Origin of the sequence: Chryseobacterium piscicola, from assembly GCF_900156685.1 — a bacterium.
Taxonomy (GTDB): Bacteria; Bacteroidota; Bacteroidia; order Flavobacteriales; family Weeksellaceae; genus Chryseobacterium; species Chryseobacterium piscicola.
The window spans coordinates 608,152-632,426 of sequence record NZ_FTOJ01000001.1; the positions used below are offsets into that span (position 1 = coordinate 608,152).

Here is a 24,275-nt window from a genome sequence, read left to right on the forward strand (position 1 = left end):
ACACATGGAATATATAGCAAGACCCAAAGTAGATTATACAGAGAAAATTGTTCCTGCAATGATGGAAGAATTTGGCTACAAATCAGTAATGCAAGTACCTAGATTAGAGAAAATTGTTATCTCTCAAGGTTTAGGTGATGCTACAGCAGATAAAAAAATTATCGATTATGCTGTAGAAGAACTTACAAACATCACAGGTCAAAAAGCAGTAGGAACTATCTCTAAGAAAGATGAAGCTGCTTTTAAACTAAGAAAAGGTATGCCTGTAGGTGCTAAAGTTACACTTAGAGCACACAGAATGTATGAGTTTTTAGATAGATTGACTTCTTCTGCTTTACCACGTATCAGAGATTTCTCTGGTATCAAAGCAGATGGTTTCGATGGTAGAGGAAACTATAACTTAGGAATCACTGAGCAAATTATCTTCCCTGAAATCGTAATTGACAAAGTGAAAAAAATCCAAGGGATGGACATTACTTTCGTTACTACAGCGAAAACAGATAAAGAAGCTAAATCATTATTAACTCACTTCGGTTTACCGTTCAAAAAGAACTAAGAAATGGCTAAAGAATCAATGAAAGCGCGTGAGCGCAAAAGAGAAGCTACTGTAGCTAAATACGCTGAAAAGAGAAAAGCTCTTAAAGAAGCTGGTGATTACGAAGGACTTCAGAAATTGCCTAAAAATGCTTCTCCTGTAAGATTACACAACAGATGTAAACTGACAGGCAGACCAAGAGGATACATGAGAACGTTTGGTATTTCTAGAGTAACTTTCAGAGAAATGGCAAACAACGGTCTTATCCCAGGCGTTAAAAAAGCTAGTTGGTAAGCAATAAATTTTTTTTTACAGCTGACTTCTATATTTTTATAAGTCAGCTGTATTTTAATAAATAGAGCACAAAGTTAGGTCAGCTCAGAGATAGAGAAAAAAATAATATTATTAATTTTTTTTTTGTACTTTTGCATCCGCTCAGGAAAATTATTATTTCCCTGGGAGACTAATCTTCGTTTTGTCTATGTTTATTAGAATAAAATGAAATTAAAAAAATCAAAGTGACAATTAAGTTGTTGAGATACTGAAGGTAAAGAGATCAGGCAAAGAAATTTCGGAGCCATAAAGTCTTTAATCTTCAAGTCTTTTCAATACTGATTGTCATTAACCAATAATTTAAAACAAAGAAATGGTAACAGATCCAATTTCAGATTTCCTAACTAGAGTAAGGAACGCACAAAGCGCAGGCCACAAAGTGGTGGAAATTCCTGCATCGAAAATCAAAAAGGAGATTACAAAAATCTTATTTGAGCAAGGCTATATCTTAAACTTTAAGTTTGAAGAAAGCGCTGTTCAAGGAACGATCAAAATCGCTTTGAAGTACGACAAACAAACTAGCAAACCAGCAATCAAGAGCATACAAAGAGCTTCTAGACCAGGTTTGAGACAGTACAAAGGCTCTGGTGAGCTTCCTAGAGTACTAAATGGTTTGGGTATTTCTATCATCTCTACTTCTAAAGGAGTAATGACTGATAAGAAAGCTAGAGAAGAGAAAGTAGGCGGTGAGGTAATCTGCTATGTTTATTAATTTTTAATCAAAGGAAAATGTCAAGAATTGGTAAAGCAATTATAACAATTCCAGCAGGAGTTACAGTCACTGAAAAAGAAGGTGTAGTAACAGTAAAAGGTCCTAAAGGAGAACTTTCTCAGGAGCTTACAGCAGGAATTAGTTTAGAGCAAAACGATGGTGAGCTTACAGTAAGCAGACCTTCAGATACTAAACAACACAGAGCGCTACACGGTTTATACCGAGCGTTAATCAATAACATGATTTTGGGAACCACAGAAGGTTTCACAAAAAAATTAGAACTAGTAGGGGTAGGATACAGAGCTTCACACTCAGGTCAAAAACTTGAGTTAGCTTTAGGATTCTCTCACGGTATCGTATTAGAAATTCCTAGTGAAGTGATAATCGACACATTGACTGAAAAAGGTAAAAACCCAATCATTACTTTAACGTCTCACGACAAACAACTTCTGGGAATGGTTTCTGCAAAGATTCGTTCATTCAGAAAGCCTGAGCCATACAAAGGAAAAGGTGTAAGATTCGTAGGAGAAATTGTAAGACGTAAAGCTGGTAAATCTGCTTAATAAAATTTAAGAAAATGGCACTAAGTAAATTAGAAAAAAGAATCAGAATAAAAAGAAGAATAAGAGGGAAAATCTCTGGAACTTCTGTATTGCCAAGATTATCTGTATACAAGAGTAATAAGGAAATTTACGCTCAGTTAATCGATGATAAAGACGGTAAAACTTTAGCTTCGGCTTCTTCTAGAGAGAAGAGTGTTGACGCTAACGGAACAAAAAGTGAAATTTCTGCTGCCGTAGGTAAAGCAATCGCTGCTAAAGCAATCGCTGCAGGAATTGAAAATATTGTATTTGATAGAAACGGATTCGTATATCATGGTAGAGTAAAAGCTCTAGCAGAAGGTGCGAGAGAAGCAGGACTTAAATTCTAATCATTAAATTTCGGAAATATGTTAGGACTAGATAATATAGAAAGAGTAAAACCGGGAGGATTAGAATTAAAAGATCGTCTCGTATCCGTAAACAGGGTAACAAAAGTAACTAAAGGAGGTAGAGCATTCGGATTTTCTGCAATTGTTGTTGTAGGAGACGAAGCTGGAACTATCGGTTTTGGTTTAGGAAAATCTAAGGAAGTTGCTTCTGCTATTGCTAAGGCTGTAGAAGATGCTAAAAAGAACTTAGTAAAAGTTCCTGTAATGAATCATACCATTCCTCACCAGTCTGCTGCCAGATATGGTGGTGCAGATATCTTCTTGAGACCTGCTTCTCATGGTACAGGTCTTATCGCCGGGGGTGCAGTAAGAGCGGTACTTGAGTCTGCTGGTATTCACGATATCCTTTCAAAATCTAAAGGATCTTCAAACCCTCACAATGTGGTAAAGGCAACTTTCAAAGCATTGTTAGACATCAGAAGACCAGAAGAAATCGCAAGAATGAGAGGAGTTTCTCTAACTAAAGTGTTTAACGGTTAATAAATAAGCAATGGCAACAATTAAAGTAAAGCAAGTAAGAAGCGCTATTGGTAGAACAAAAACCCAAAAGAGAACGCTTGAAGCATTAGGATTTAAGAAACTTCACCAAGTTGTAGAACACGAAGCTACGCCTTCTATTTTAGGAATGATAGCTGCAGTTAGTCACTTACTTGAAGTTCAAAAATAATTTTTAAAATAATTTTAAAATGAATTTAAACAACATAAAACCAGCTGCAGGATCTACTTTCAATTCAAAAAGAATTGGTAGAGGTCAAGGTACTGGAAAAGGAGGTACTTCTACAAAAGGTCACAAAGGTCAGAAAGCAAGAGCTGGTTATTCTCAGAAAATTGGTTTTGAGGGTGGACAAATGCCTTTACAAAGAAGATTACCGAAATTCGGTTTCAAAAATGTAAACAGAAAAGAGTTTAGAGGAATTAACCTTGATACAATTCAAATCTTAATCGAGAACAAATCTATCACTGGAGAAATCACGAGAGAAGTAATGATTGAGAACGGATTAATTACTAAAAACGAATTAGTGAAAATCATGGGTAGAGGAGAATTGAAATCAGCGGTTTCAATCTCTGCTGACAAATTCACTAAATCTGCTGAGGAGTTGATCTCTAAAGCAGGAGGAAAAGCAATTACCTTATAACAAATAGTAATGAAAGAATTTATACAGACCCTCAAAAATATTTGGAGCTTAAAAGAGCTAAGAGAAAAAATTCTCTTTACTTTATTTATCATCCTTGTGTATAGATTCGCATCTTTCATCTCTTTACCTGCGATTAACCTTGCAGAAGTAGGAGATCTCTTAGAGCATTATAAAAGTCAAGGCGGAAACAAGCAGGGAGCAGGTCTCCTTGGCTTGCTTTCGTCATTTACAGGAGGGGCGTTCAGTCATGCTTCTGTAATGGCTTTAGGTATCATGCCTTATATTTCTGCATCAATCATAGTTCAGCTGATGGGAATGGCAATTCCTTATCTTCAAAAACTACAGAAAGATGGAGAGTCTGGTAGAAATACACTGAATCAGATCACCAGATGGTTAACGATCGGAGTTTGTCTTGTACAAGCACCTTCTTATTTAACATCGATCACTCAGTTGTTCTTACCTTATGCTCAGTTTCAATCTGCATATTTTGTAGATCCTAATTCAATTATGTTCTGGTTACCAAGTATTGTAATTTTGGTTGGTGGTTCTGTTTTTGCAATGTGGTTGGGTGAGAAAATCACCGATAAAGGTATCGGAAACGGTATTTCTATCCTTATTATGGTAGGAATTCTTTCTAGATTACCAGAAGCATTCGTACAAGAAATAGCAGTTCAGAACTCAAAAGGAGGTTTAGGTTCTATCATGATTATGATTGAAGTTCTATTCTGGATGGTAGTGGTTCTTTTAGCTGTTGTATTATCGGTGGCTGTAAGAAAAATTCCTATTCAGTATGTAAGCAGAGCTCAAGCAAGAGGAGGTGTAAATAGAAATCTTATGCAAGGGGCAAGACAGTGGATTCCACTAAAAGTAAATGCAGCCGGTGTAATGCCAATCATTTTTGCTCAGGCATTAATGTTCGTACCTGGTTTGCTTACCAAAGTAGATGAATCTAATACTTTCCTTGCCGGGTTTAAAAATGTATTCAGCTGGCAATACAATGTATTGTTTGCACTATTGATTATTATCTTTTCATTCTTCTATACAGCAATCACAATTCCTGTAAACCAGATGGCCGATGACCTAAAAAGACAAGGGGGATTGGTACCAAAAGTAAGACCAGGTAAAGAAACTGCTGATTATTTGGATGATATATTATCAAAAATTACTTTGCCAGGTTCAATATTTTTATCTATCTTTGCAGTCCTTCCGGCAATTGTGCATGGGAGCTTTGTTCAGACAGATGCTTTTGCCCTGTTTTTCGGGGGTACATCATTATTAATTATGGTGGGCGTAATTTTAGATACTGTTCAACAGATTAATACTTATCTGCTAAATCATCATTATGATGGTTTGATGCAGTCTAAATTGTCAAGAACAACCGGATATTAATTTATGGCAAAACAAAAACATATTGAACAAGATGGCGTGATTACAGAAGCGCTTTCTAATGCACAGTTTCGTGTAGAGCTGGAAAATGGGCATATTCTTATTGCTCATATTTCAGGGAAGATGAGAATGCACTATATTAAACTATTACCTGGTGATAAGGTAAAATTAGAAATGTCTCCTTACGATCTTTCGAAGGGGAGAATTACATTTAGATATTAAACAAACGCCAGATGGATGTAATACTCCATTTGGCTATTGTTAAAAAATAAATAGTTCAAATGAAATCACTGATTTCATTCGGCTTTATTAAAAAACAAATATTTTCAAATGAAAGTTAGAGCATCAATTAAAAAAAGAAGTGCTGATTGCAAAATAGTACGTAGAAAAGGTGTACTGTTTGTAATCAACAAGAAAAACCCAAAATTTAAACAAAGACAAGGTTAACATTAAATTATGGCGAGAATCTCAGGTATTGATTTACCAAAAAACAAAAGAGGAGTTATCGGTTTAACTTACATCTATGGAGTAGGAAGAAGTACATCTTCTGAAATCCTTAAGAACGCCGGTATCAGCGAAGACAAAAAAGTCAACGAATGGAATGACGATGAATTGGCTGCAATCAGAAATTATATCTCAGAAAACATCAAAGTAGAAGGAGAGCTTAGATCTGAAGTGCAATTGAACATTAAGCGATTAATGGACATAGGATGCCAACGAGGAATACGTCACAGACTTGGATTACCTTTAAGAGGCCAGAGAACGAAAAACAACTCTAGAACACGAAAAGGAAAGAGAAAAACTGTTGCTAACAAGAAAAAAGCTAGTAAATAATCGTTAGGAATTATGGCAAAACAAACTAAAGTAGTTAAAAAAAGAAAAGTAAAAGTTGAGGCTATTGGTGAAGCGCATATTCAGGCTTCTTTCAATAACATCATCATTTCTTTAACAAATAAAAACGGAGAGGTAATCTCTTGGGCTTCTGCCGGTAAAATGGGTTTCAGAGGTTCTAAAAAGAATACTCCTTTTGCTGCTCAAATGGCAGCTGAAAATTGCTCTGCTGTAGCTCACGAGGCTGGTCTTAGAAGAGTAAAGGTGTTTGTGAAAGGTCCAGGTGCAGGTAGAGAATCTGCTATCAGATCAATTCACAATTCAGGAATTGAAGTTAGCGAAATCGTTGATGTGACTCCTATGCCGCACAACGGATGTAGACCACCAAAAAGAAGAAGAGTTTAATTTTTAGAATTTACCCATTATGGCAAGATATATTGGACCTAAAACTAAGATTGCTAGAAAGTTTGGTGCTGCAATCTACGGAGATGATAAAAACTTCGAGAAAAGAAAAAACCAACCGCCAGGACAACATGGTCCTAACAAAAGAAGAGGAGCAAAAAAATCTGAATACGCTGTCCAGTTGATGGAAAAGCAGAAAGCTAAATATACTTACGGTATTTTAGAAAGACAATTTGCAAACCTATTCGAAAAAGCACACAGAAGTAAAGGTGTTACAGGTGAAGTTCTATTGCAACTTTGCGAATCAAGATTGGATAACGTTGTTTACAGATTAGGTTTTGCTAAAACAAGATCTGGAGCTAGACAGTTGACTTCACACAGACACGTAACAGTGAATGGTGAAATCCTGAATATTCCATCTTATTTGGTAAAAGCTGGTGATGTAATCGCTATTAGAGAAAAATCTAAATCTCTTGAAGTTGTTGCTGATGCTTTGGCATCAAAAGCAAACTATGAGTGGTTACAATTCAACGATGAGAAGAAAGAAGGTACCTTCATTACTGCTCCTGAGAGAATCCAAATTCCGGAAGACATCAAGGAACAGCTTATCGTCGAACTTTACTCTAAATAATTTTTAATCAAATTTTTGCTCAACCCAATAATATGGCAATTTTACAATTCATAAAACCCGATAAAGTAATCCTACTTAACTCTGATGAATTTAAAGGTCAATTCGAATTCAGACCTCTAGAACCAGGTTTCGGGCTTACAATCGGTAATGCTTTGAGAAGAGTGTTGCTTTCTTCTCTGGAAGGATACGCTATTTCATCTATCAAAATAGAAGGTGTAGAGCACGAATTTTCAACTATTCCGGGAGTAATCGAAGATGTTACCGAAATCATTCTTAACCTTAAACAGGTAAGATTAAAAGCTACGACAGAAAACCAAGCTAATGAGCAGGTAGTTGCTAAAGTGTCGGGGCAAACGGTTATTACTGCAGGAGACTTAGGTAAATCGATGAGCGGTTTCGAGGTTTTAAACCCGGAATTGGTAATCTGTAACCTAAACTCTGATGTTTCTTTTGAAATTACTATTAATGTAGATAAAGGAAGAGGTTATGTTCCTTCAGAACAAAACAAATCAAACAATGCTCCTGTAGGAACTATTGCTATTGATTCTATCTTTACACCTATCAAAAAAGTACAGTATAGTATTGAAAATTACCGTGTAGAGCAAAAAACAGACTACGAAAAATTAGTATTAGATATAGAAACAGATGGCTCTATAAGCCCTCAAAATGCATTAACTGAAGCTTCGAAGATATTAATTTATCACTTCATGTTGTTCTCTGATGAGAGAATCACATTGGAAACGGAAGCTGTGAAAGCATCTATCCAATACGATGAGGAAACTCTTCACACAAGACAATTACTTAAGTCTAAATTAGCAGATATGGATCTTTCTGTAAGAGCCCTAAACTGTCTGAAAGCAGCTGAAGTAGAAACTCTTGGAGAATTGGTTTCTTACAGTAAGTCTGATTTGATGAAATTCAGAAATTTTGGTAAAAAATCTTTGACAGAACTAGAAGAATTGGTGCATTCAAAAGGTCTTAACTTCGGTTTCGACGTTGCAAAATATAAATTAGACGCTGATAATTAAATAATAATGAGACACGGTAAAAAATTCAATCACTTAGGAAGAACTTCTTCTCACAGAAGCGCGTTACTTTCTAATATGGCTTGTTCTCTAATTGAGCATAAGAGAATCAACACTACTGTAGCTAAAGCTAAAGCTTTAAGAGTATATGTTGAACCTCTATTAACAAAGGCAAAAGAAGATACTACACACAATAGAAGAATTGTTTTTTCATATCTTCAAAGTAAAGAGGCTGTTACTGAACTTTTCAGATCAGTAGCTCCTAAAATCGCTGAAAGAAACGGTGGATATACAAGAATCATCAAAACTGGTTTCAGAAAAGGTGATGCTGCTGACATGGCTCTTATCGAGCTTGTTGATTTCAACGAACTTTACAATCCTAATGCTGAGGAGAAAAAGACGACAAGAAGAAGTAGAAGATCTACTACTGCAAAAGTAGCTGTAGAAGCTGCTCCTGTAGCAGAAGAAAAAGTTGAAGAGCCTAAGGCTGAATCAACTGATTCTACTGAAGAAAAAGCTGGAGAATAATATTCTTACAGATAAATATAAAAAACCGTTCAGATTTCTGAACGGTTTTTTTGTGCTTTATAGTTTACCTTTTACCAATTCGATTATGTTGTTCCCTTGATGTAAGATCAGACTGTCTCCTTTTACCTTGGCTTTCATATCGCCTTTTTCGTAAGTAGTAATTTTACCATCAGAATTTACTTTATCTAGTTTGAAAGTCTTACCGTTGCTGCTTATTTCTACATCACTTGTTCCTGGCTCATAATCAAAAATAACTGTTACTGTACTTCCATCGGTTGCTTTATACTGGTAATTATTTCTTACAATTTTATTGCCGTCTGCATCCTTGTTATAAGAAACATTTTCATCAATCTCTCCGTTATCTGCTAGGAGAGTTCCGCTATTGTCGGTCTTTAAAATATTTTTGTTTCCTTCTTTACTGCAACTCTCAAATATTGCTGAGAAAATGATGATGGCTAAGGCTAGATTTTTCATAGTATATTATTTAATTAAAAAATTCTGGTAATTCTCATTTTCGTGTTTAAATTTTAACTAATTTTAAGAAATAAAAACATTGTTGTCCGATAAAAATCGCAAACTAATTGATGAATCCTTTATTTTTTAGGATAAATTGACAGGTCGCTCCTCTGGAGCTTTGTTTTTCTCAGCTTTACTTTTTTTTATTAACAGTAAATCCCTATGGGATTAAATACAGCTCCATTAGGAGCAAACTGTTAATAGAAAGTGATCGTTATTAGAAGTTAAGCTCCTTAGGAGCGACATGTTAATTGTATTTTGGTTTTTATCGGACAACAATGAAACAAAAACTAAACCATTCCATAGAAACTCAAAAATTTTAAAATTACCCGAAAGTGTAATTGATTCTCTTCGGAATTCTGTCGAATTTTGTCTTTAAATAGCAACAGCATGAGTATTTCCATAGCCATAGTAGAAGACGAAAAAAACTACAACAATGCGTTGAAAAAGGTCATCGATTATCAGGTTGATATGAAGGTGATTGCCCAGTTCTTCGACGGAAAAAAGGCCCTAGAAAATCTTCCTGCCTACCATCCAGACGTTGTGATGATGGATATCCAACTTCAGGATATGCTTGGAATTGATATTATAGCGAAAATCAAAAAAGATCTGCCCAAAACGCAGTTTATTATGTGCACCAGCTTTGAAGACGACGAAAAGGTTTTCAATTCACTCAAAGCTGGCGCCACAGGCTATCTCATAAAAGGAGAAAGTATGGATAAAATCTTATCTGCCATTCGGGATGTCTACAATGGCGGTGCCCCTATGAGTTTTTTAATTGCCCGAAAAGTTTTACATCATTTTGAAAGAAAAGTAGCCTCACAAAACGATTGCGAAGAACTTACCATACGTGAAACCGAAATTGTTGAATTGCTTTCAGAAGGTCTTTTGTACAAAGAAATTGCAGACAAGATTTTCATCAGCATTGACACTGTGAAAAAGCACGTCGGAAATATTTACAGAAAACTCCATGTTAATAACAAAGTGGAAGCTATTAATAAATTTAACCATTTTAAAAACTAAGAATTATGAAAGCAAAAATTTTTTATTATTTTGTCGTTACGTTATTGTTTGTTCAGTGCAAGAAAGGAGAATCAACTTTCAGTAAAGTAAATGATACGTTAGGTGAAAATTTATCGGATAGCAATCAGGTGAATTCTAACAGTACCAAAGATGGCATATTAACTTTTGAGAAGTTGCCAAAGGAGGAATATGAAACTTATATTGTAAAGTACGATAAAATTTTTAAGAATACAGATTTGAAAAGAAAAGGATTCTTAATTAATAAAGCATCGTTTGACAGCGTAGTTAAAAACGTTATTGGTAAAAAGGACTTTTTAGATATTTATTTTATAATTGATGATTTGGGAGAAAGAAATATTGTCTTCAATTTCACTAATCAAGTAGATATTGTACCCAAATATAAATTCGATACTAGTGATGAACAGTATACTTTAGACAAAGGCATTTTAAAAAGAAACGACTCTTTTGAATTAGAACAACATGTAAAAAAATATATTGATGGATACCAAAGTTTAGATGCTGTTAAACAAAACCTACAAGGCGGTAAACTTACCATTCTAAGCAGAGATAAAGTTAGAAATATTTCAAATTACGCTACGGATTTCACCTTAGAGGAGATAGTGAATAATCAGAGTAAAATAGCATTAGCATTTAAAGTTATTAATGAAAATGGCGAAACTGAATTTTACAACCGTGGACAGCAATGGCCTTAGATTTATTAATACATTTATACTATACAATTCTAATCATTCTTGTGGCTCTGTCTGTGGTAAAATACACTGCAGGCATAGAAAATAATTATTTATATCTTAATTTTGTCATTATTTTTTTGATAGAATGTATTGTATATTTCTCAGTACCCGTATTTAAAAAAAACTTTACAGGTTTATATTTTTTACTTGATTTGCTTAATGTGATCTATGTATATTACTTTTTTCAAGTTCATTTTAAACAAAGTAAAGTGTTATTATTTTATGGTATTGCTTCTATTGGTATGATTTTACTCTTTAACAAATACAGTTTTTCTCAATACAGCGATTTTTGTGGTATTGTGAGCTGTTTTTATGTTATTACAGTTTGCTTAACGGGTTTTTATTTAATTGTTCAGAATGCTTCGCATTCAACAAAGAATATACAAGATATCCCTTTTTTTTGGTTCGGTCTTGCTATGCTAGTTTGGAGTATCATGTATCTTTTTAGGACGATACCTCGCTTCTACTTTCAGGATCAGGACAAAGAATTTATGCAAAGTCTACGGATTTTTTTTGCATGCATAAACCTACTGACTTACGTAGTTTTTTTAAAATTATTATCTCTCTATAAAAAGGAATGATTACATTTTTATACCTTGATAAATCAGTAATAACGTTATACATATCGGCAGTTATGCTTGTAATGATATTACTCTTATTTGTTTTATTTACAGTAGTAACTTATAAAAGAAAACAGCTGATTTCTTTAAAAGAAAGCCAACTCAGAGAATCCGAACACCAAAACCAACTCCTCCAAAAAGAATTAGAAAAACAAAAACTCATTGAGATGGAACGCGAGCGTATCTCCCACGATATGCACGACGACCTTGGTGCAGGAATTTCAGCATTAAAACTTCAGGCAGAATTTCTAAAGCAAAAGGCTAAAGATGAGGATTTAATTACCGATATTAATGAGCTTTTAAAAACCTCAGAAGAAATGAACATTTCTATGCGAGAAATGCTCTGGAGCCTCAATTCAGGAAATGATACCATAGGAAGTTTTGTAGAGTATGCTAAAATGTATGCATTCAATTTTCTGAAAAAGACAAATATTGAACTCATCACAGAAGTTAATGGTATTGTTTCAGAAACAATGCTTACCACAGATCAGAGAAGGAATCTTTTTCTATGCCTGAAAGAAGCGCTGAACAATGCTTACAAACACAGCCAATCCAATAAACTAAAATTATCGTTTATTCAAAAAAATAAAGAATTTATGATGAAAATTTCCGATAATGGTATCGGAATAAATGAAACAAATTCAGATGGCAACGGGCTTCGAAATATGAAACGAAGAATGCAGGAACAAAACGGTCATTGCGAGGTGACGACTGAAAACGGAACGCATTTATTTTTTAAAGTAGAATTATAAAAAAAAAAACGAAATTTTTATGACAGCATCATTTTTAGGGTGCTGTTTTTTTTGTGCTTAAAAGTACCCGTTTGGGTAATAGACTGGTGTTGTTTTTAAATGGAAATTTGAAGTATAAAAACTTTAAAAACTGTAACCATGAAAACTAAAATTATTTTCTGTTTAATAGTGCTTACTTGCATTAAAATGTTTTCTCAGGAGAACGATTCTATTGTTTATGATTTTTCAAAGGGTGTTTTTGAAAAAAATAATATAAGCCCTCAGTTTGGGAAATCTGTGGTATTTAAAATTAAGAATATAAATAGGATTTTTTATAGTCCAAACGTAAAGGGTTTAATAGGAGAAGTAGTGGATGAAACTATTGGTTTGAATGCTCCCAAAACAACAAAAAACTCAGAAAATCCGGTACCAAATTCTGAGAATATAGAGTCTGAAATTATAGATAAAGAAAGCAAATATAATTTTAAGCTTAACGCAATATCGCCTCAAGATGAAATTAAATTTGGTGAAAATATAATGTTAAATAAAAAATTTGAATACATTCCAGAAAGTACAAAATCCGAAAAGAATTTGTACAAGGAGTACAAAAAGAAATTATCAGCATTGTCTATTAGACTGCAGACTTATGTTTATATCATCAATAAATTGAATGGTAGTTATACCAATTATTTGGAGAAAATTAATACACCAGATTTAACATATTCAGTTTATAAAAAGATATATGATGATTCAAATATCCCAAATAATATTCCAAATAATTCGTTTGAAACATCGGTAATTTTGAATGCAGCTGGGCATACTGATAAATATGTTATTTTAAACAAATATTTTTTGTGTAAAACTGAATTTAAAGACTTCCTCAGCTCTACAGAACTCCAAGATATTATTTCGGAATTTGACAATGTCCAGAATAAATTTGCTTCTGATAATATTAGAAAGGAAATTGATGATTGGAAAAACTACATTTCCAAGACCGATGAAGATATATCTAAAATGAATTTACACCAAAAACTAAATTATGTAGAAATCGTCAACAGAATTTTATTAAATAAAAATTCATACGAATACATTTCAGAGCCAATACAAGCATATGGCGATTATTTAAGTTTCGACATTGATATTAAGGAAAAGAAAAAAGTAGAAAATGATTATATTATTTTTAATTCTAGTAGGAAGTTTTCTTATAAGGAGTTTGTAACAGGAGGTATGAGGTTAGATTTTGGTGTTGGAGTAAGTTTGGATTTCGGACATAGAGACCAGAAATACAGTATAAATGACGATACTTTCGGCAATAAATATCTTTTAGAAAGTACAAAAAATGACTATACTCCAAAGCTTGTAGGTCTTTTGCATGCTAGTAGAAGAAGTAGCAACAGTGTCGCATTTGGTTTTTCTCTCGGGACAGCATTAGATGTAGCAAATTTTGATATTAGCTCAATCTATCTTGGGCCAAGTTTGCTTTGGGGTAGAGCAGATAAGATAATTTTTACAGCTGGTCCTTCTTTTAGAAAGATAAATCAACTAAACCCTCAATTTGAAAAATATATTAAACAGGAAGCATTACCTTCAAATTTTGACCTTGATGAATCTAAGTATGTAGATAATTATAAAATAGGGTTTTTCTTCTCCATCACCTACAATTTAACAAATACACAAAGAGGTAAATTTTTACAAGTACAAAAAGGTCAATAATATATTGAAGAATGCCTAGATTAATACTCTTTAACCAGGCCTGAAAAAATTAAGGTTTTTGTAATCTTCCATCATAAACATTAACTAAAATTTAACTCAAAAAACCATAACAAAATAACGCTCCCGTAACTCAAAGATTTAAAATTTCAGTAAATTTGTATAAACTATAAAAATAATAAACAACATGAGTTACATTTCTTACATAGAAGCAAGACAAATTTTGGATTCAAGAGGGAATCCTACAGTTGAAGTTGATGTATTTACAGAAAGTGGGGCGATGGGTCGTGCTGCAGTACCTTCTGGAGCATCTACAGGAGAACATGAAGCAGTAGAATTGCGTGACGGCGGTTCTGAATGGATGGGGAAAGGCGTCTCTAAGGCTGTAGAAAATGTAAGAGAAGTAATTTCACCCGAATTGGTGGGGCTTCCTGTTTTTGATCAAAATCTTATCGATCAGATCATGATTGAATTAGACGGCACAAGCAATAAAGGAAGCTTAGGAGCAAATGCTATTCTTGGTGTTTCTTTAGCCGCTGCAAAAGCTGCTGCTGCAGAACTAAAAATGCCGTTATACAAATACGTAGGTGGTGTAAACGCCAATACGCTTCCTGTTCCTATGATGAATGTAATCAATGGTGGCTCTCACTCAGATGCACCAATTGCTTTCCAAGAATTTATGGTAATGCCGGTAAAGGCAGATTCTTTCTCTCACGCACTGAGAAAAGGAACTGAGATATTTCATAATCTTAAAGCTATTCTTCACTCAAGAGGTTTATCTACTGCAGTAGGGGACGAAGGTGGTTTTGCACCAACTTTTGCCGGAACTGAAGACGCATTAGATACTTTGCTTCAGGCTATCGAAAAAGCAGGCTATAAGCCAGGTGATGATGTGATGATTGCATTGGATTGCGCAGCTTCAGAATTCTACAAAGATGGAGTCTATGATTACAGAAAATTCCAAACTCCTGATGCAGCTCAGTTTACAAGCAGTGAGCAGGTTTCTTACCTTGCTGAATTGGCAAATAAATACCCTATCATCTCTATAGAAGACGGAATGCAGGAAAATGACTGGGAAGGTTGGAAAATGTTGACTGATAAAATAGGTGACAGAGTACAATTGGTAGGTGATGACTTATTCGTAACCAATGTTGAGAGATTGGCAAGAGGTGTAAAAGAAGGAATTGCAAATTCAATTTTAGTAAAAGTAAACCAAATTGGCTCTCTTTCTGAAACAATGGCTGCCGTACAAATGGCTCAACACAACAAATTTACATCAGTAATGTCTCACAGATCTGGTGAAACTGAAGATTCTATCATCGCTGATTTGGCAGTAGCAATGAATTGCGGTCAGATAAAAACAGGTTCTGCATCTAGATCAGACAGAATGGCGAAGTACAACCAGCTTTTAAGAATTGAAGAAGCTTTGGGTGATACGGCTTATTTCCCTGGATTAGACGCATTTAAAATTAACAGATAATAAATATAAAAAAAAACAGCATACTATTTTTTGGTTGCTGTTTTTTTGTGTATTTTTAAGAAATTTAAATAAAATATTATAATAATGTCAGACAACAAAGTTATATTGAATTACGACGGTAATTCGTATGAATACCCTATCGTAGATAGTACAATCGGAGACAGAGGAATAGATATTTCAAAATTGAGAGACCAAACAGGTCTTATTACCTTAGATTTAGGATACAAAAATACAGGTGCTACACTAAGTGATATTACGTATCTTGATGGTGATCAGGGAGAATTATTCTACAGAGGTTATCCTATCGAGCAAATCGCAGAAAAATCAAACTTTACAGAAGTAATGTATCTTTTGTTACACGGTGAATTGCCTACAACAGAACAGTTTGATACCTTTAATGGTAATATCAAAAAATATAACTTCGTAGCAGAAGAGATGAAAAAAATCATCGATGCTTTCCCTCGTTCTGCACACCCAATGGGAGTTTTATCTACGCTTACTTCTGCATTAACAGCTTTTAATCCTAAAGCAGTTAATGTACAATCTAAAGAAGAGATGGATCTTGCAGCAGAATTGTTGATTGCTAAATTTGCTCATCTAGCAGCTTGGACTTACAGAAAAACGCTTGGGTTACCATTAAACCATGGAGATAACAGCTTAAACTATGTAGAAAACTTCTACAAAATGGCTTTCAGATTGCCTAATGAAGAGTTTGAAATCAACCCTGTTGTAACTGAAGCTTTAGATAAATTATTAATCCTTCACGCAGACCACGAGCAAAACTGTTCTACATCTACTGTAAGAATGGTGGGCTCTGCTCACACCGGTCTTTTTGCATCAGTTTCTGCTGGTATTTCTGCACTTTGGGGCCCACTTCACGGTGGTGCAAACCAAGCAGTTATTGAAATGCTTGAGTTAATTGAAAAAGATGGTGGAGACGTAAACAAATGGGTTGCTAAAGCCAAAGATAAAAATGACAGCTTCCGTTTGATGGGCTTCGGTCACAGAGTTTACAAAAACTTCGATCCAAGAGCAAAAATCATCAAAAAAGCAGCAGACGATTTACTAAGCGCATTAGGTATAGAAGACAAAGCCCTTGATATTGCAATGCAGTTGGAAAAAGTAGCTCTTGAAGACGAATACTTCATCGAAAGAAAATTATATCCAAACGTAGATTTCTATTCAGGAATTATCTACAGAGCGCTAGGTGTTCCTACAGAAATGTTTACAGTAATGTTTGCATTGGGAAGACTTCCAGGTTGGATTGCTCAATGGAAAGAAATGAGATTAAAAGGAGACCCTATCGGAAGACCAAGACAGGTTTACCAAGGTGCTCAAAAAAGAGACTATATCGATATTTCAAACAGATAATATTGGTTTCTCAGATAAATATAAAATCCCAAAGTTTTTCTTTGGGATTTTTTGTTCTCTATGTAAAAACTTTTTCACAGTAATTATTTTTAGCCATAAATAGCGAAAGCAAAATTATATTTTTTTTAAAGAATTGTAAATAGAAAGCTACTAGAAAGGAGCAGAATATGGCTAGAAGACAAAAGATTATTTTGTGAATAAAGAGTGTAGAATCAGAATCCCTTTTATAATATATATATCCGAAAATTCAAAAATTCATAATCTTAATACGATGTTTGAGTCATTCAAGAATGATGATTTCCATAAATTCATATTGAAAAATGATTTAAAAAATATCAAAATTGCAAACTATAATTTTCTACCTAAAGATAATATCATTTAATTTTATGATACAACCCTTATTTTTATCTGAAAAAGCAAAATTAAACAGATAGAATTTGATTATTTCTACAATATTCCAAACCAATATTCTAGGAGAAAATTCCATGCATTTTATTCCGTATTAAATTTTAGACTTCAACGCCGTTTCATTATATTTGTGGCTAATGCTATACGCAGAACGCTTTGTTTAAAGCCAATACATCAGAAGAATTTTTATGAAACTAAATATCAAAAACGAAACAGGCAAACTGAAATCTGTTGTTTTAGGGCAACCCAATTCAATGGGGCCAGATCCTACTCTAGAAGAAAGTTATGATGCAAAATCATATCATTCCATTCAGCATAATATCTATCCGAAAGAGAAAGATATCATTGATGAAATGGAAGCTTTCGAAAAAGTGCTGAAAAAATATGATGTAGAAGTCCTTAGACCAAGCATCATCAAAGATTACAATCAGGTTTTTGCAAGAGACGTTTCATTTGTCATTGAAGATAAAATGATTATTTCAAACGTTATTGCAGATCGTGCTGATGAACAAGATGCTTATCGTACAATTTTTGAAAAAGTGAAATGGCGAGATATCATCAATCTACCCGATACTGCTCACATTGAAGGTGGAGACGTTATCGTTTGGAATGATTTTATTTTTATAGGAACTTGTTTTTCAGAAGACTATAGAAATTATAAAACAGCAAGAACAAACGAATACGCCATAGAAATCTTAAAAGAATATTTTCCAAAAAAAAGGATTCTAGATTTTGAACTGAAGAAAAATGACAGAGAACCTTATCAAGGAATTCTACATTTAGACTGTACCTTTAATCCTGTTGGTACAGATAAATGTATTGTGTACAAGAATGGTTTTGTAGACGAAAGCGATTACAATTTAATCCTCGATATTTTCGGAGAAGAAAATTGCTTCCATGTAAACGATGAAGAAATGTTTGAAATGTACCCGAATATTTTCTCAATCTCTCCAGAAGTTGTGGTTTCCGACAAAGCTTTTACAAGAATGAATAACCATCTCAGAAATGAATGGGGGATGACTGTGGAAGAAATCCCATACAGAGAAATTTCTAAAATGGGTGGCTTGTTGAGATGTTCTACGATGCCCTTGGTGAGAGAGTAGATTTTTTGATTTGATAATTTTAAATTTTGAATCTTGTAATTTTAAATTAAAACAAAATGCAGACAACAGATACAGTATTAATGATAGAGCCGATTGCATTCGGTTACAACGCAGAAACGGCAGAAAACAATTATTTTCAGGTAGAGCAAAAAGGTGCAGATATTCAGTCAAAAGCTTTGGCAGAATTCAAAATATTTGTTGAAAAACTGAGAAATAAAGGGGTGAACGTAATTACCGTTAAAGACACTATAGATCCTCATACACCAGATTCTATTTTCCCCAATAATTGGGTGAGTTTCCACAGGGATGGAAAAGTGGTTTTATATCCTATGTTTGCTTCAAACAGAAGAGTGGAGCGAAGAGAAGATATTATTGAGAATATAAAAAATCATGGCTTTGAAGTATCCGAAATCGATGATTGGTCTTTACCTGAAATTCAGGGTCACTTTTTGGAAGGAACCGGAAGTATGATTTTCGATCATGATAATAGATTGGCTTACGGATCGATTTCTTTGAGACTTGATGAAAGTTTATTCAGAGAATTTTGCACTAAATATAGATTCACACCTGTTATCTTCCATTCGTTTCAAACAGTTGGAGAAGAAAGACTTCCCATCTACCATACCAATGTAATGATGTGTGTTGCCGATAAATTCGTTGTTATTTGCCTAGATTGTATTGATAGCGAATTGGAGAGAAGCAAGGTTATTGAAACTATTAAGAATTCGGGAAAAGAAATTATTGAAATATCTGAAGAACAAATGCAGCAATTTGCAGGAAATATGCTTCAGGTTCAGAATACAAACGGCGAAAAGTTTTTAGTGATGAGCCAAACCGCTTACAGATCTTTAAATCAGGAGCAGGTTTCCAATATTGAAAAATACTGTGAAATTATCTATTCAGATTTAAATACTATTGAGGTAAACGGCGGGGGAAGCGCACGTTGTATGTTGGCTGAAGTTTTCCTTCCTAAAAAATAGATGCTTTTTAATTAAAATGAAATATTGCTTCTGACTTTTAATTTAGGTCAGAAGTTTTTTTTTTTCCTTAAAGCTAAAATTGCTCTAAGTAATTTTGCAAAATGCCCTTTCAGATGTCTGCAGGGCTTATATAACGGTCTATATCCCTTCTACAAAGGGGGTGATGCCCCTTCATAAGAGGGATAATGGGGGTGTGCAAAGGGGGGGGTACCCCCCTTCGGAAGGGGGGTAAGGTTGTTCATTAAGGGGGTATCCACCGTTGGTTAAGGGCTTTATACCCCTCTTACAGAGGTCTTGAAGCGGTTCGGGAATAGGGTAGAGATGTTCAGTAAGTCTTTAAGAGCCTGTTTAGATTTCATCAAAATTATTTCCCCGATTCTAATAGGAGTAATTTTATTTTTCAATTATTTTTAAAGATACTCTAAGATTCACTATGAAATTAAGTTTAAAGTTTTACAGCTGCGCAAAATATCATGACTTTGAGCCACTTAGTGTTAAAAAAGTGACTTTAATACACAAATGTTTCTTTCAGCAACCTTTAATTTCTCAAAATGAGACTTACCAAATAAACTTTAATTAAATTTGTCTCTAAGAACTATTTCAGATGCAAAAACATATTTTTTTATTGGCTGTTTTGTTTGCATTTTCTATGAATGCACAGCAAAAAACATATTGTAACCCAATCAATATTGATTACGGTTACACGCCTTTTGAAGTATTTTCAAAACAAGGGAAGCACCGTGCAACAGCAGATCCGGTAATTGTTAATTTTCAAAAAAAACTTTTTCTTTTCTCCACAAACCAAGAGGGGTATTGGCATAGCGACAATATGCTCGATTGGAAATTCGTCAAAAGAAAATTCCTTAGAGATAACAAATACACGCATGACCTTAACGCTCCCGCAGTTTGGGCAATGAAAGATACCTTATACGTGTACGGCTCCACCTGGGAACAAGATTTTCCGATCTGGAAAAGCACAAATCCTACGGTAGACGACTGGGAAATTGCAGTTGATACCTTGAAAGTAGGAGCGTGGGATCCGGCTTTTCATTATGATGAAGATAAAAACAAACTGTATCTGTATTGGGGATCAAGTAACGAGTGGCCACTTTTGGGAACAGAAGTGAAAGTGAAAAACCTACAGTCTGAAGGTTTTGTAAAACCCATTTTAAGACTGAAACCTGAAGATCACGGTTGGGAAAGATTCGGGGAGTATAATGACAATGTTTTCTTGCAGCCCTTTGTAGAAGGAGCCTGGGTAACGAAGTACAAAGACAAATATTATATGCAATATGGCGCTCCGGCAACAGAATTTAGTGGATATTCTGACGGAGTTTATGTTTCAAAAAACCCCTTGGAAGGCTATGAATACCAACAGCACAATCCTTTTTCCTACAAGCCTGGAGGTTTTGCAAGAGGAGCTGGGCATGGAGCTACATTTGAGGATAATTTTAAAAACTGGTGGCACATTTCAACGATTTTTATTTCCACTAAAAACAATTTTGAAAGACGTTTGGGGATTTGGCCTGCAGGTTTTGACAAAGATGATGTGATGTACACGAATACTGCCTACGGCGATTATCCCACCTTGCTTCCGCAGTTTGCACAAGGTAAAGATTTCTCAAAAGGACTTTTTACCAATTGGATGCTGCTGAATTATAATAAACCCGTTCAGGTTTCTTCAACTTTAGGTGGTTATCATTCTAATAATGCGGTAGATGAAGATATTAAAACCTACTGGAGTGCAAAAACAGGCAATTCTGGTGAATGGTTTCAGACAGATTTGGGCGATGTTTCTACCATCAATGCCATTCAGGTCAATTATGCCGATCAAGACGTTGAGTTTATGGGAAAAACCGAAGGCAAAATGCATCAATTCAAAATTTTTGGTTCTAATGACGGAAAAAAATGGAAGGTCATAGTTGATAAAAGCAAAAACACCAAAGACGTTCCTCACGATTATGTAGAATTAGAAAAACCTGCCACAGCAAGATATTTAAAAATGGAAAACCTGAAAATGCCGACAGGGAAGTTTGCATTAAGCGGTTTCAGAGTATTCGGAAAAGGAGCGGGTGCAAAACCAGCAAATGTTCAGAATTTTGTTCCGTTAAGAGCCGATCCGAAAAAATACGGCGAAAGAAGAAGTATTTGGATGAAATGGCAGCAAAATTCAGAAGCAGATGGTTACGTGATTTATTGGGGGAAATCACCAGACAAATTATACGGAAGCATCATGGTTTATGGTAAAAACGAATACTTCTTCACAGGAGCCGATAGAGTAGACTCATATTATTTCCAGATTGAAGCGTTCAATGCGAATGGTATTTCTGAGAGAACCGAAGTGGTGAAATCTGAATGATGAAATTGAACCATTAAGTTCTGGAAGTTTTTTAGATTGGTTAAGGAAAATATAAATAAGTCTTAAGCAATCCAAATTCTAATTAAGAGGGATGGATGATAGCCCATAATAATCTTATAGAAATGGGATTGATTCAGATTAAATAGTATGAAATCAATTATTTATCTCCACCAAATATGTAAGATTTTGCATGTTTTAACACAGGAAAACCCACCAATTTCTTGGCAGGTTTTCCTTACAAAATAATCTATATGAAGTAATGAATGTTAACGTGTTCTGCTTTTGATGGCATCTGATGCGGCTTCTATATTTCTTACTTTTTTCACTTTTTGGTTTCCGAAGTTATAGGTGATGCTGAAGGTTCCGCCACGGTTGAATTGGTCGTTTTTTACGTAATTGTAATTTCCGTTCGTTTGGTAATCTTCTATTTCTACGATATTGGTTCGTAATACATCCTCGAGATTCAAGGCAAACGTCCAGTCATTCCAGTTTTTCTTGATGCTTATATCTAAACTCATTAGGTTTTTCAGCATTCCCAGCTCTATTTGTTGTTGGTCTACATAGAAATAATTTACACCTAGAAACCACGTTTTCTTTTTGTCTAAACTCAACGTGTTATTGGTCTGGATCGTAAGACTTGTCGACTTATTTTTATTGATATAGGTATCGAAAATAATTCCTGTTGTAGGATCGGTATTTAAAGTTCCGTTATTAATATTGTGCTGAAAACCGATGTTGAAATTGGTGGTGAGTGTTTTTTTAAAAAACGTTTTTTGCATTCCTAGCATGGCAGACATTTCTTGTTTGTCCCCAAAATTTGTTCGGATGTAAGCAAGCTGGCGATACGTTTTCCCGTCACGCTCAATATTTCTCTGCAAGGGAACTTGGGTAATTACATCTTTATATAATGAGTGATTTAAAATCAAAAAATAAGAATTTTTAAACATATAAGTCATTTCCTGATTGTAGGTGCTGGAAGCTTTTACAAAAGGATTGTTCTGCGTATAATTGTTTTCTGTGAGTATATTTTTTACAGGATTCAGCTCCCAGAAACTTGGTCTTCTCATTCGGCTGGAAAAAGAGTAAGAGATGTTGTTTTTCTCATTAATGGCATAATTTAAACTCAAATAAGGAAGAATATTGTTGTAGTTTCTTTCAAAAACCTGCATCGGCTGGTTTGGGATTTCAGACGTGCCAGTGCTTTTTGTGATTTCATATCTAGCACCAAGCTTTCCTGAGAATTTATCCGAAAACTTTTTCTCTGCAGTAAGGTAAAATCCGTAAATGTTTTCGTCGTAGATGAAGTGATTCAAATCTGATCTTAGATTATCAAAATTACCCGCTGTATCATAAAAATAAAAGAAGTTTTTGGTGTCGTTGTTGGTTTTTGTTTGATTGAAATTTCCGCCTACAGAAAGTGTGAAATCTTTTTCAAACTTCTGAATATAATCAGCCATTGTAGAAAAATTATTAATCACTTGCGGTATATCCTGCAATACCTGCTGTCTTAACTGAGAGAAATTACCATCAGCAGCCTGTACTAATGTTTTATTATCAGAATTTTGAAATCTTCTGAAATGGAGATAAGCAGCGTTAAGATTTAGTTTGCTTCCCAAAGAATCTGTTTTCAGCTCATAGTTTACGTTTACCGAATTGTTGTAACTTCTTGCATTTTCCAAATTATTAGATTTGTTATTTTTAGTTTCAAGTAAGTTTCCTTTGTTGTCGAAAGTCATTAAGGTATTGAGTAGATTTACTGCAGATCCGTAGCTTTTGTTGGCAGACGAATTCCAAGACAAAGCAAGATTGCTTTTGTCATTGAGTTGGTAATCAAAATTAAGATAGCCACCGATGTACTTGTTAGGATCATCTACTGTTCCTACGGATTCGTTTTGCAACAGTGAAGTTCCGTTTCGTAATACATATTCCTGGCCTTCAATGTTTTCACCACCGTATAAGTTGGCGCTAATTCCTAATTTATCTTTTCTATAATTTGTTGAAAATGTGGCATTGCTTGCATTGAATTTATTTTGAGAATTAGACATTCTCATGTTTCCGTTCAGTCCGTTGCTCATCTTTTTCTTTAGAACTATGTTTATGATTCCATCTGAAGACTCTACCTGAAATTCGCTTCCAGGCACAGTAATGACTTCAATTTTCTGAATATTTTCTGCAGGAGTATTTTTTAGGAATTGGGTTACCGATTCTGCATCCATATTGGTTTTTCTCCCGTTGACGTAGATCAGTGCATTGTTTTTCCCAGCAATTTTCATTGTTTTATCATCGGTAGTTGATAGAAGTGGCGTTTGTTTCAAAAGATCAAAAGTGGTATTTCCTTTAGCGACAGGTGATGCAGCAACGTCGTAAACGAAACGGTCAGATTGTTTTTTGAAGACTTGTTTGGTTATAACAACTTCTTCAATTTTTTGAGTTTTTACAGAGTCAGATTTTTTTTCTTGAGCGAAAGTAAATCCTGTAAAAAATAAAGCAGCTATGAGTAGTGGTGTTTTCATGAGTATATATTTTATTAGTTTAGAAGCTTGTATTTGTTATTATTTTACATTGCAAAGATATATAATAAAAATAGTATCATGCAATACAAAGTAGTAATAATGTTTTTGATTAAATTGTAAAAAGCTGATTTACAGATTGTAAAATTTAGTTAATACAATTGGTGTACATCAGTTTCTATATACAAAGACAACTGTAACA

The 24,275-nt window shown here is 34.4% G+C and carries 27 protein-coding genes; 25 read left to right on the plus strand and 2 right to left on the minus strand.

Translation table 11 applies throughout. The features are described from left to right. The first annotated feature begins 4 nt into the window (after nt 1–4). The 16 genes from rplE (at nt 5) to rplQ (ending at nt 8,510) form a co-directional block, all read left to right on the plus strand. On the plus strand, nt 5–556 hold the full coding sequence (rplE, locus tag BW939_RS02875; protein ID WP_076449582.1) for a 50S ribosomal protein L5: 552 nt from the start codon (nt 5–7) through the stop codon (nt 554–556). 3 nt (nt 557–559) lie between these two features. Next, nucleotides 560–829 (plus strand): 30S ribosomal protein S14, encoded by a 270-nt coding sequence (rpsN, locus tag BW939_RS02880; protein ID WP_047442254.1) that lies wholly within the window; start codon nt 560–562, stop codon nt 827–829. A 352-nt stretch (nt 830–1,181) separates the two neighbouring features. After that, entirely contained in the window at nt 1,182–1,580 is a 399-nt protein-coding gene (gene rpsH / locus BW939_RS02885; protein WP_076449584.1) for a 30S ribosomal protein S8, read from the plus strand. A gap of 17 nt (nt 1,581–1,597) precedes the next feature. After that, nucleotides 1,598–2,143, plus strand: coding sequence for a 50S ribosomal protein L6 (gene rplF / locus BW939_RS02890; protein ID WP_076449585.1), 546 nt, complete (start codon nt 1,598–1,600; stop codon nt 2,141–2,143). A gap of 14 nt (nt 2,144–2,157) precedes the next feature. Beyond that, nucleotides 2,158–2,511 carry a 50S ribosomal protein L18 gene (rplR, locus tag BW939_RS02895; protein WP_076449587.1) on the plus strand — a complete coding sequence of 118 codons (354 nt, stop codon included), beginning with the start codon at nt 2,158–2,160 and terminating at the stop codon, nt 2,509–2,511. 18 nt (nt 2,512–2,529) lie between these two features. Further along, entirely contained in the window at nt 2,530–3,051 is a 522-nt protein-coding gene (rpsE, locus tag BW939_RS02900; protein ID WP_076449589.1) for a 30S ribosomal protein S5, read from the plus strand. 10 nt (nt 3,052–3,061) lie between these two features. Further along, nucleotides 3,062–3,238: a 50S ribosomal protein L30 gene (gene rpmD / locus BW939_RS02905; RefSeq protein ID WP_007839493.1), complete on the plus strand. Its 177-nt coding sequence runs from the start codon at nt 3,062–3,064 to the stop codon at nt 3,236–3,238. 19 nt (nt 3,239–3,257) lie between these two features. Continuing rightward, on the plus strand, nt 3,258–3,707 hold the full coding sequence (gene rplO, locus BW939_RS02910) for a 50S ribosomal protein L15 (RefSeq protein ID WP_076449591.1): 450 nt from the start codon (nt 3,258–3,260) through the stop codon (nt 3,705–3,707). 9 nt (nt 3,708–3,716) lie between these two features. Then, nucleotides 3,717–5,096 (plus strand): preprotein translocase subunit SecY, encoded by a 1,380-nt coding sequence (gene secY, locus BW939_RS02915; protein ID WP_076449593.1) that lies wholly within the window; start codon nt 3,717–3,719, stop codon nt 5,094–5,096. A 3-nt stretch (nt 5,097–5,099) separates the two neighbouring features. Further along, complete coding sequence (gene infA / locus BW939_RS02920; RefSeq protein ID WP_027381317.1) at nt 5,100–5,315, plus strand: translation initiation factor IF-1; 216 nt, start codon at nt 5,100–5,102, stop codon at nt 5,313–5,315. A 108-nt stretch (nt 5,316–5,423) separates the two neighbouring features. Beyond that, nucleotides 5,424–5,540, plus strand: a complete 117-nt coding sequence (gene rpmJ, locus BW939_RS02925) for a 50S ribosomal protein L36 (protein ID WP_007839480.1) — start codon at nt 5,424–5,426, stop codon at nt 5,538–5,540. Nucleotides 5,541–5,549: 9 nt separating this feature from the next. After that, on the plus strand, nt 5,550–5,927 hold the full coding sequence (gene rpsM, locus BW939_RS02930; RefSeq protein WP_056026795.1) for a 30S ribosomal protein S13: 378 nt from the start codon (nt 5,550–5,552) through the stop codon (nt 5,925–5,927). A 12-nt stretch (nt 5,928–5,939) separates the two neighbouring features. After that, nucleotides 5,940–6,329 carry a 30S ribosomal protein S11 gene (gene rpsK, locus BW939_RS02935; protein WP_034694697.1) on the plus strand — a complete coding sequence of 130 codons (390 nt, stop codon included), beginning with the start codon at nt 5,940–5,942 and terminating at the stop codon, nt 6,327–6,329. A gap of 19 nt (nt 6,330–6,348) precedes the next feature. Then, nucleotides 6,349–6,957 carry a 30S ribosomal protein S4 gene (rpsD, locus tag BW939_RS02940; RefSeq protein ID WP_076449595.1) on the plus strand — a complete coding sequence of 203 codons (609 nt, stop codon included), beginning with the start codon at nt 6,349–6,351 and terminating at the stop codon, nt 6,955–6,957. Between the two features lie 32 nt (nt 6,958–6,989). Continuing rightward, complete coding sequence (locus BW939_RS02945; RefSeq protein ID WP_076449597.1) at nt 6,990–7,985, plus strand: DNA-directed RNA polymerase subunit alpha; 996 nt, start codon at nt 6,990–6,992, stop codon at nt 7,983–7,985. Nucleotides 7,986–7,991: 6 nt separating this feature from the next. Next, nucleotides 7,992–8,510, plus strand: a complete 519-nt coding sequence (rplQ, locus tag BW939_RS02950; RefSeq protein WP_056076000.1) for a 50S ribosomal protein L17 — start codon at nt 7,992–7,994, stop codon at nt 8,508–8,510. A 57-nt stretch (nt 8,511–8,567) separates the two neighbouring features. On the opposite strand, the gene BW939_RS02955 is transcribed toward rplQ, so the two are convergent. Then, nucleotides 8,568–8,984 carry a DUF3332 family protein gene (locus BW939_RS02955; protein WP_076449598.1) on the minus strand — a complete coding sequence of 139 codons (417 nt, stop codon included), beginning with the start codon at nt 8,982–8,984 and terminating at the stop codon, nt 8,568–8,570. Nucleotides 8,985–9,416: 432 nt separating this feature from the next. On the opposite strand from BW939_RS02955, the gene BW939_RS02960 reads away from it, so the two are divergent. From BW939_RS02960 to BW939_RS03005, 9 genes are all read left to right on the plus strand, one after another. Then, entirely contained in the window at nt 9,417–10,049 is a 633-nt protein-coding gene (locus BW939_RS02960; RefSeq protein WP_076449600.1) for a response regulator, read from the plus strand. 5 nt (nt 10,050–10,054) lie between these two features. Next, on the plus strand, nt 10,055–10,762 hold the full coding sequence (locus BW939_RS02965) for a hypothetical protein (RefSeq protein ID WP_076449602.1): 708 nt from the start codon (nt 10,055–10,057) through the stop codon (nt 10,760–10,762). A 682-nt stretch (nt 10,763–11,444) separates the two neighbouring features. Continuing rightward, nucleotides 11,445–12,173: a sensor histidine kinase gene (locus tag BW939_RS02975; RefSeq protein WP_228417090.1), complete on the plus strand. Its 729-nt coding sequence runs from the start codon at nt 11,445–11,447 to the stop codon at nt 12,171–12,173. A 138-nt stretch (nt 12,174–12,311) separates the two neighbouring features. Further along, complete coding sequence (locus BW939_RS02980) at nt 12,312–13,865, plus strand: hypothetical protein (RefSeq protein WP_076449608.1); 1,554 nt, start codon at nt 12,312–12,314, stop codon at nt 13,863–13,865. A gap of 184 nt (nt 13,866–14,049) precedes the next feature. After that, nucleotides 14,050–15,342, plus strand: coding sequence for a phosphopyruvate hydratase (eno, locus tag BW939_RS02985; protein ID WP_076449610.1), 1,293 nt, complete (start codon nt 14,050–14,052; stop codon nt 15,340–15,342). Nucleotides 15,343–15,426: 84 nt separating this feature from the next. Then, nucleotides 15,427–16,713, plus strand: coding sequence for a citrate synthase (locus BW939_RS02990; RefSeq protein ID WP_076449612.1), 1,287 nt, complete (start codon nt 15,427–15,429; stop codon nt 16,711–16,713). Between the two features lie 596 nt (nt 16,714–17,309). Further along, a complete protein-coding gene (locus tag BW939_RS02995) occupies nt 17,310–18,224 on the plus strand; it encodes a dimethylarginine dimethylaminohydrolase family protein (RefSeq protein ID WP_076449614.1) in 915 nt (304 codons plus the stop codon). A 56-nt stretch (nt 18,225–18,280) separates the two neighbouring features. Continuing rightward, nucleotides 18,281–19,204 (plus strand): citrulline utilization hydrolase CtlX, encoded by a 924-nt coding sequence (ctlX, locus tag BW939_RS03000; RefSeq protein WP_076449616.1) that lies wholly within the window; start codon nt 18,281–18,283, stop codon nt 19,202–19,204. Between the two features lie 604 nt (nt 19,205–19,808). Beyond that, nucleotides 19,809–21,563 (plus strand): discoidin domain-containing protein, encoded by a 1,755-nt coding sequence (locus BW939_RS03005; RefSeq protein ID WP_076449618.1) that lies wholly within the window; start codon nt 19,809–19,811, stop codon nt 21,561–21,563. 266 nt (nt 21,564–21,829) lie between these two features. Here the strand turns inward: BW939_RS03005 and BW939_RS03010 are convergent, their stop codons facing one another. Beyond that, nucleotides 21,830–24,076: a TonB-dependent receptor domain-containing protein gene (locus BW939_RS03010; protein WP_076449620.1), complete on the minus strand. Its 2,247-nt coding sequence runs from the start codon at nt 24,074–24,076 to the stop codon at nt 21,830–21,832. Between the last annotated feature and the right edge of the window lie 199 nt (nt 24,077–24,275).

Bases quoted from the DNA above. Each gene is read 5' to 3' on its own strand.
- rplQ (WP_056076000.1), top strand. From the start codon at position 7,992: ATGAGACACGGTAAAAAATTCAATCACTTAGGAAGAACTTCTTCTCAC.
- rplR (WP_076449587.1), top strand. From the start codon at position 2,158: ATGGCACTAAGTAAATTAGAAAAAAGAATCAGAATAAAAAGAAGAATA.
- rpmJ (WP_007839480.1), top strand. From the start codon at position 5,424: ATGAAAGTTAGAGCATCAATTAAAAAAAGAAGTGCTGATTGCAAAATA.
- rplO (WP_076449591.1), top strand. From the start codon at position 3,258: ATGAATTTAAACAACATAAAACCAGCTGCAGGATCTACTTTCAATTCA.
- rpmD (WP_007839493.1), top strand. From the start codon at position 3,062: ATGGCAACAATTAAAGTAAAGCAAGTAAGAAGCGCTATTGGTAGAACA.
- rpsK (WP_034694697.1), top strand. From the start codon at position 5,940: ATGGCAAAACAAACTAAAGTAGTTAAAAAAAGAAAAGTAAAAGTTGAG.
- BW939_RS02955 (WP_076449598.1), bottom strand. From the start codon at position 8,984: ATGAAAAATCTAGCCTTAGCCATCATCATTTTCTCAGCAATATTTGAG.
- BW939_RS02975 (WP_228417090.1), top strand. From the start codon at position 11,445: ATGATATTACTCTTATTTGTTTTATTTACAGTAGTAACTTATAAAAGA.
- BW939_RS02945 (WP_076449597.1), top strand. From the start codon at position 6,990: ATGGCAATTTTACAATTCATAAAACCCGATAAAGTAATCCTACTTAAC.
- secY (WP_076449593.1), top strand. From the start codon at position 3,717: ATGAAAGAATTTATACAGACCCTCAAAAATATTTGGAGCTTAAAAGAG.
- eno (WP_076449610.1), top strand. From the start codon at position 14,050: ATGAGTTACATTTCTTACATAGAAGCAAGACAAATTTTGGATTCAAGA.
- BW939_RS02990 (WP_076449612.1), top strand. From the start codon at position 15,427: ATGTCAGACAACAAAGTTATATTGAATTACGACGGTAATTCGTATGAA.
- BW939_RS03010 (WP_076449620.1), bottom strand. From the start codon at position 24,076: ATGAAAACACCACTACTCATAGCTGCTTTATTTTTTACAGGATTTACT.
- BW939_RS02995 (WP_076449614.1), top strand. From the start codon at position 17,310: ATGAAACTAAATATCAAAAACGAAACAGGCAAACTGAAATCTGTTGTT.
- rpsN (WP_047442254.1), top strand. From the start codon at position 560: ATGGCTAAAGAATCAATGAAAGCGCGTGAGCGCAAAAGAGAAGCTACT.
- rpsM (WP_056026795.1), top strand. From the start codon at position 5,550: ATGGCGAGAATCTCAGGTATTGATTTACCAAAAAACAAAAGAGGAGTT.
- infA (WP_027381317.1), top strand. From the start codon at position 5,100: ATGGCAAAACAAAAACATATTGAACAAGATGGCGTGATTACAGAAGCG.
- ctlX (WP_076449616.1), top strand. From the start codon at position 18,281: ATGCAGACAACAGATACAGTATTAATGATAGAGCCGATTGCATTCGGT.
- BW939_RS03005 (WP_076449618.1), top strand. From the start codon at position 19,809: ATGCAAAAACATATTTTTTTATTGGCTGTTTTGTTTGCATTTTCTATG.
- BW939_RS02980 (WP_076449608.1), top strand. From the start codon at position 12,312: ATGAAAACTAAAATTATTTTCTGTTTAATAGTGCTTACTTGCATTAAA.
- BW939_RS02960 (WP_076449600.1), top strand. From the start codon at position 9,417: ATGAGTATTTCCATAGCCATAGTAGAAGACGAAAAAAACTACAACAAT.
- rplF (WP_076449585.1), top strand. From the start codon at position 1,598: ATGTCAAGAATTGGTAAAGCAATTATAACAATTCCAGCAGGAGTTACA.
- rplE (WP_076449582.1), top strand. From the start codon at position 5: ATGGAATATATAGCAAGACCCAAAGTAGATTATACAGAGAAAATTGTT.
- rpsD (WP_076449595.1), top strand. From the start codon at position 6,349: ATGGCAAGATATATTGGACCTAAAACTAAGATTGCTAGAAAGTTTGGT.
- BW939_RS02965 (WP_076449602.1), top strand. From the start codon at position 10,055: ATGAAAGCAAAAATTTTTTATTATTTTGTCGTTACGTTATTGTTTGTT.
- rpsH (WP_076449584.1), top strand. From the start codon at position 1,182: ATGGTAACAGATCCAATTTCAGATTTCCTAACTAGAGTAAGGAACGCA.
- rpsE (WP_076449589.1), top strand. From the start codon at position 2,530: ATGTTAGGACTAGATAATATAGAAAGAGTAAAACCGGGAGGATTAGAA.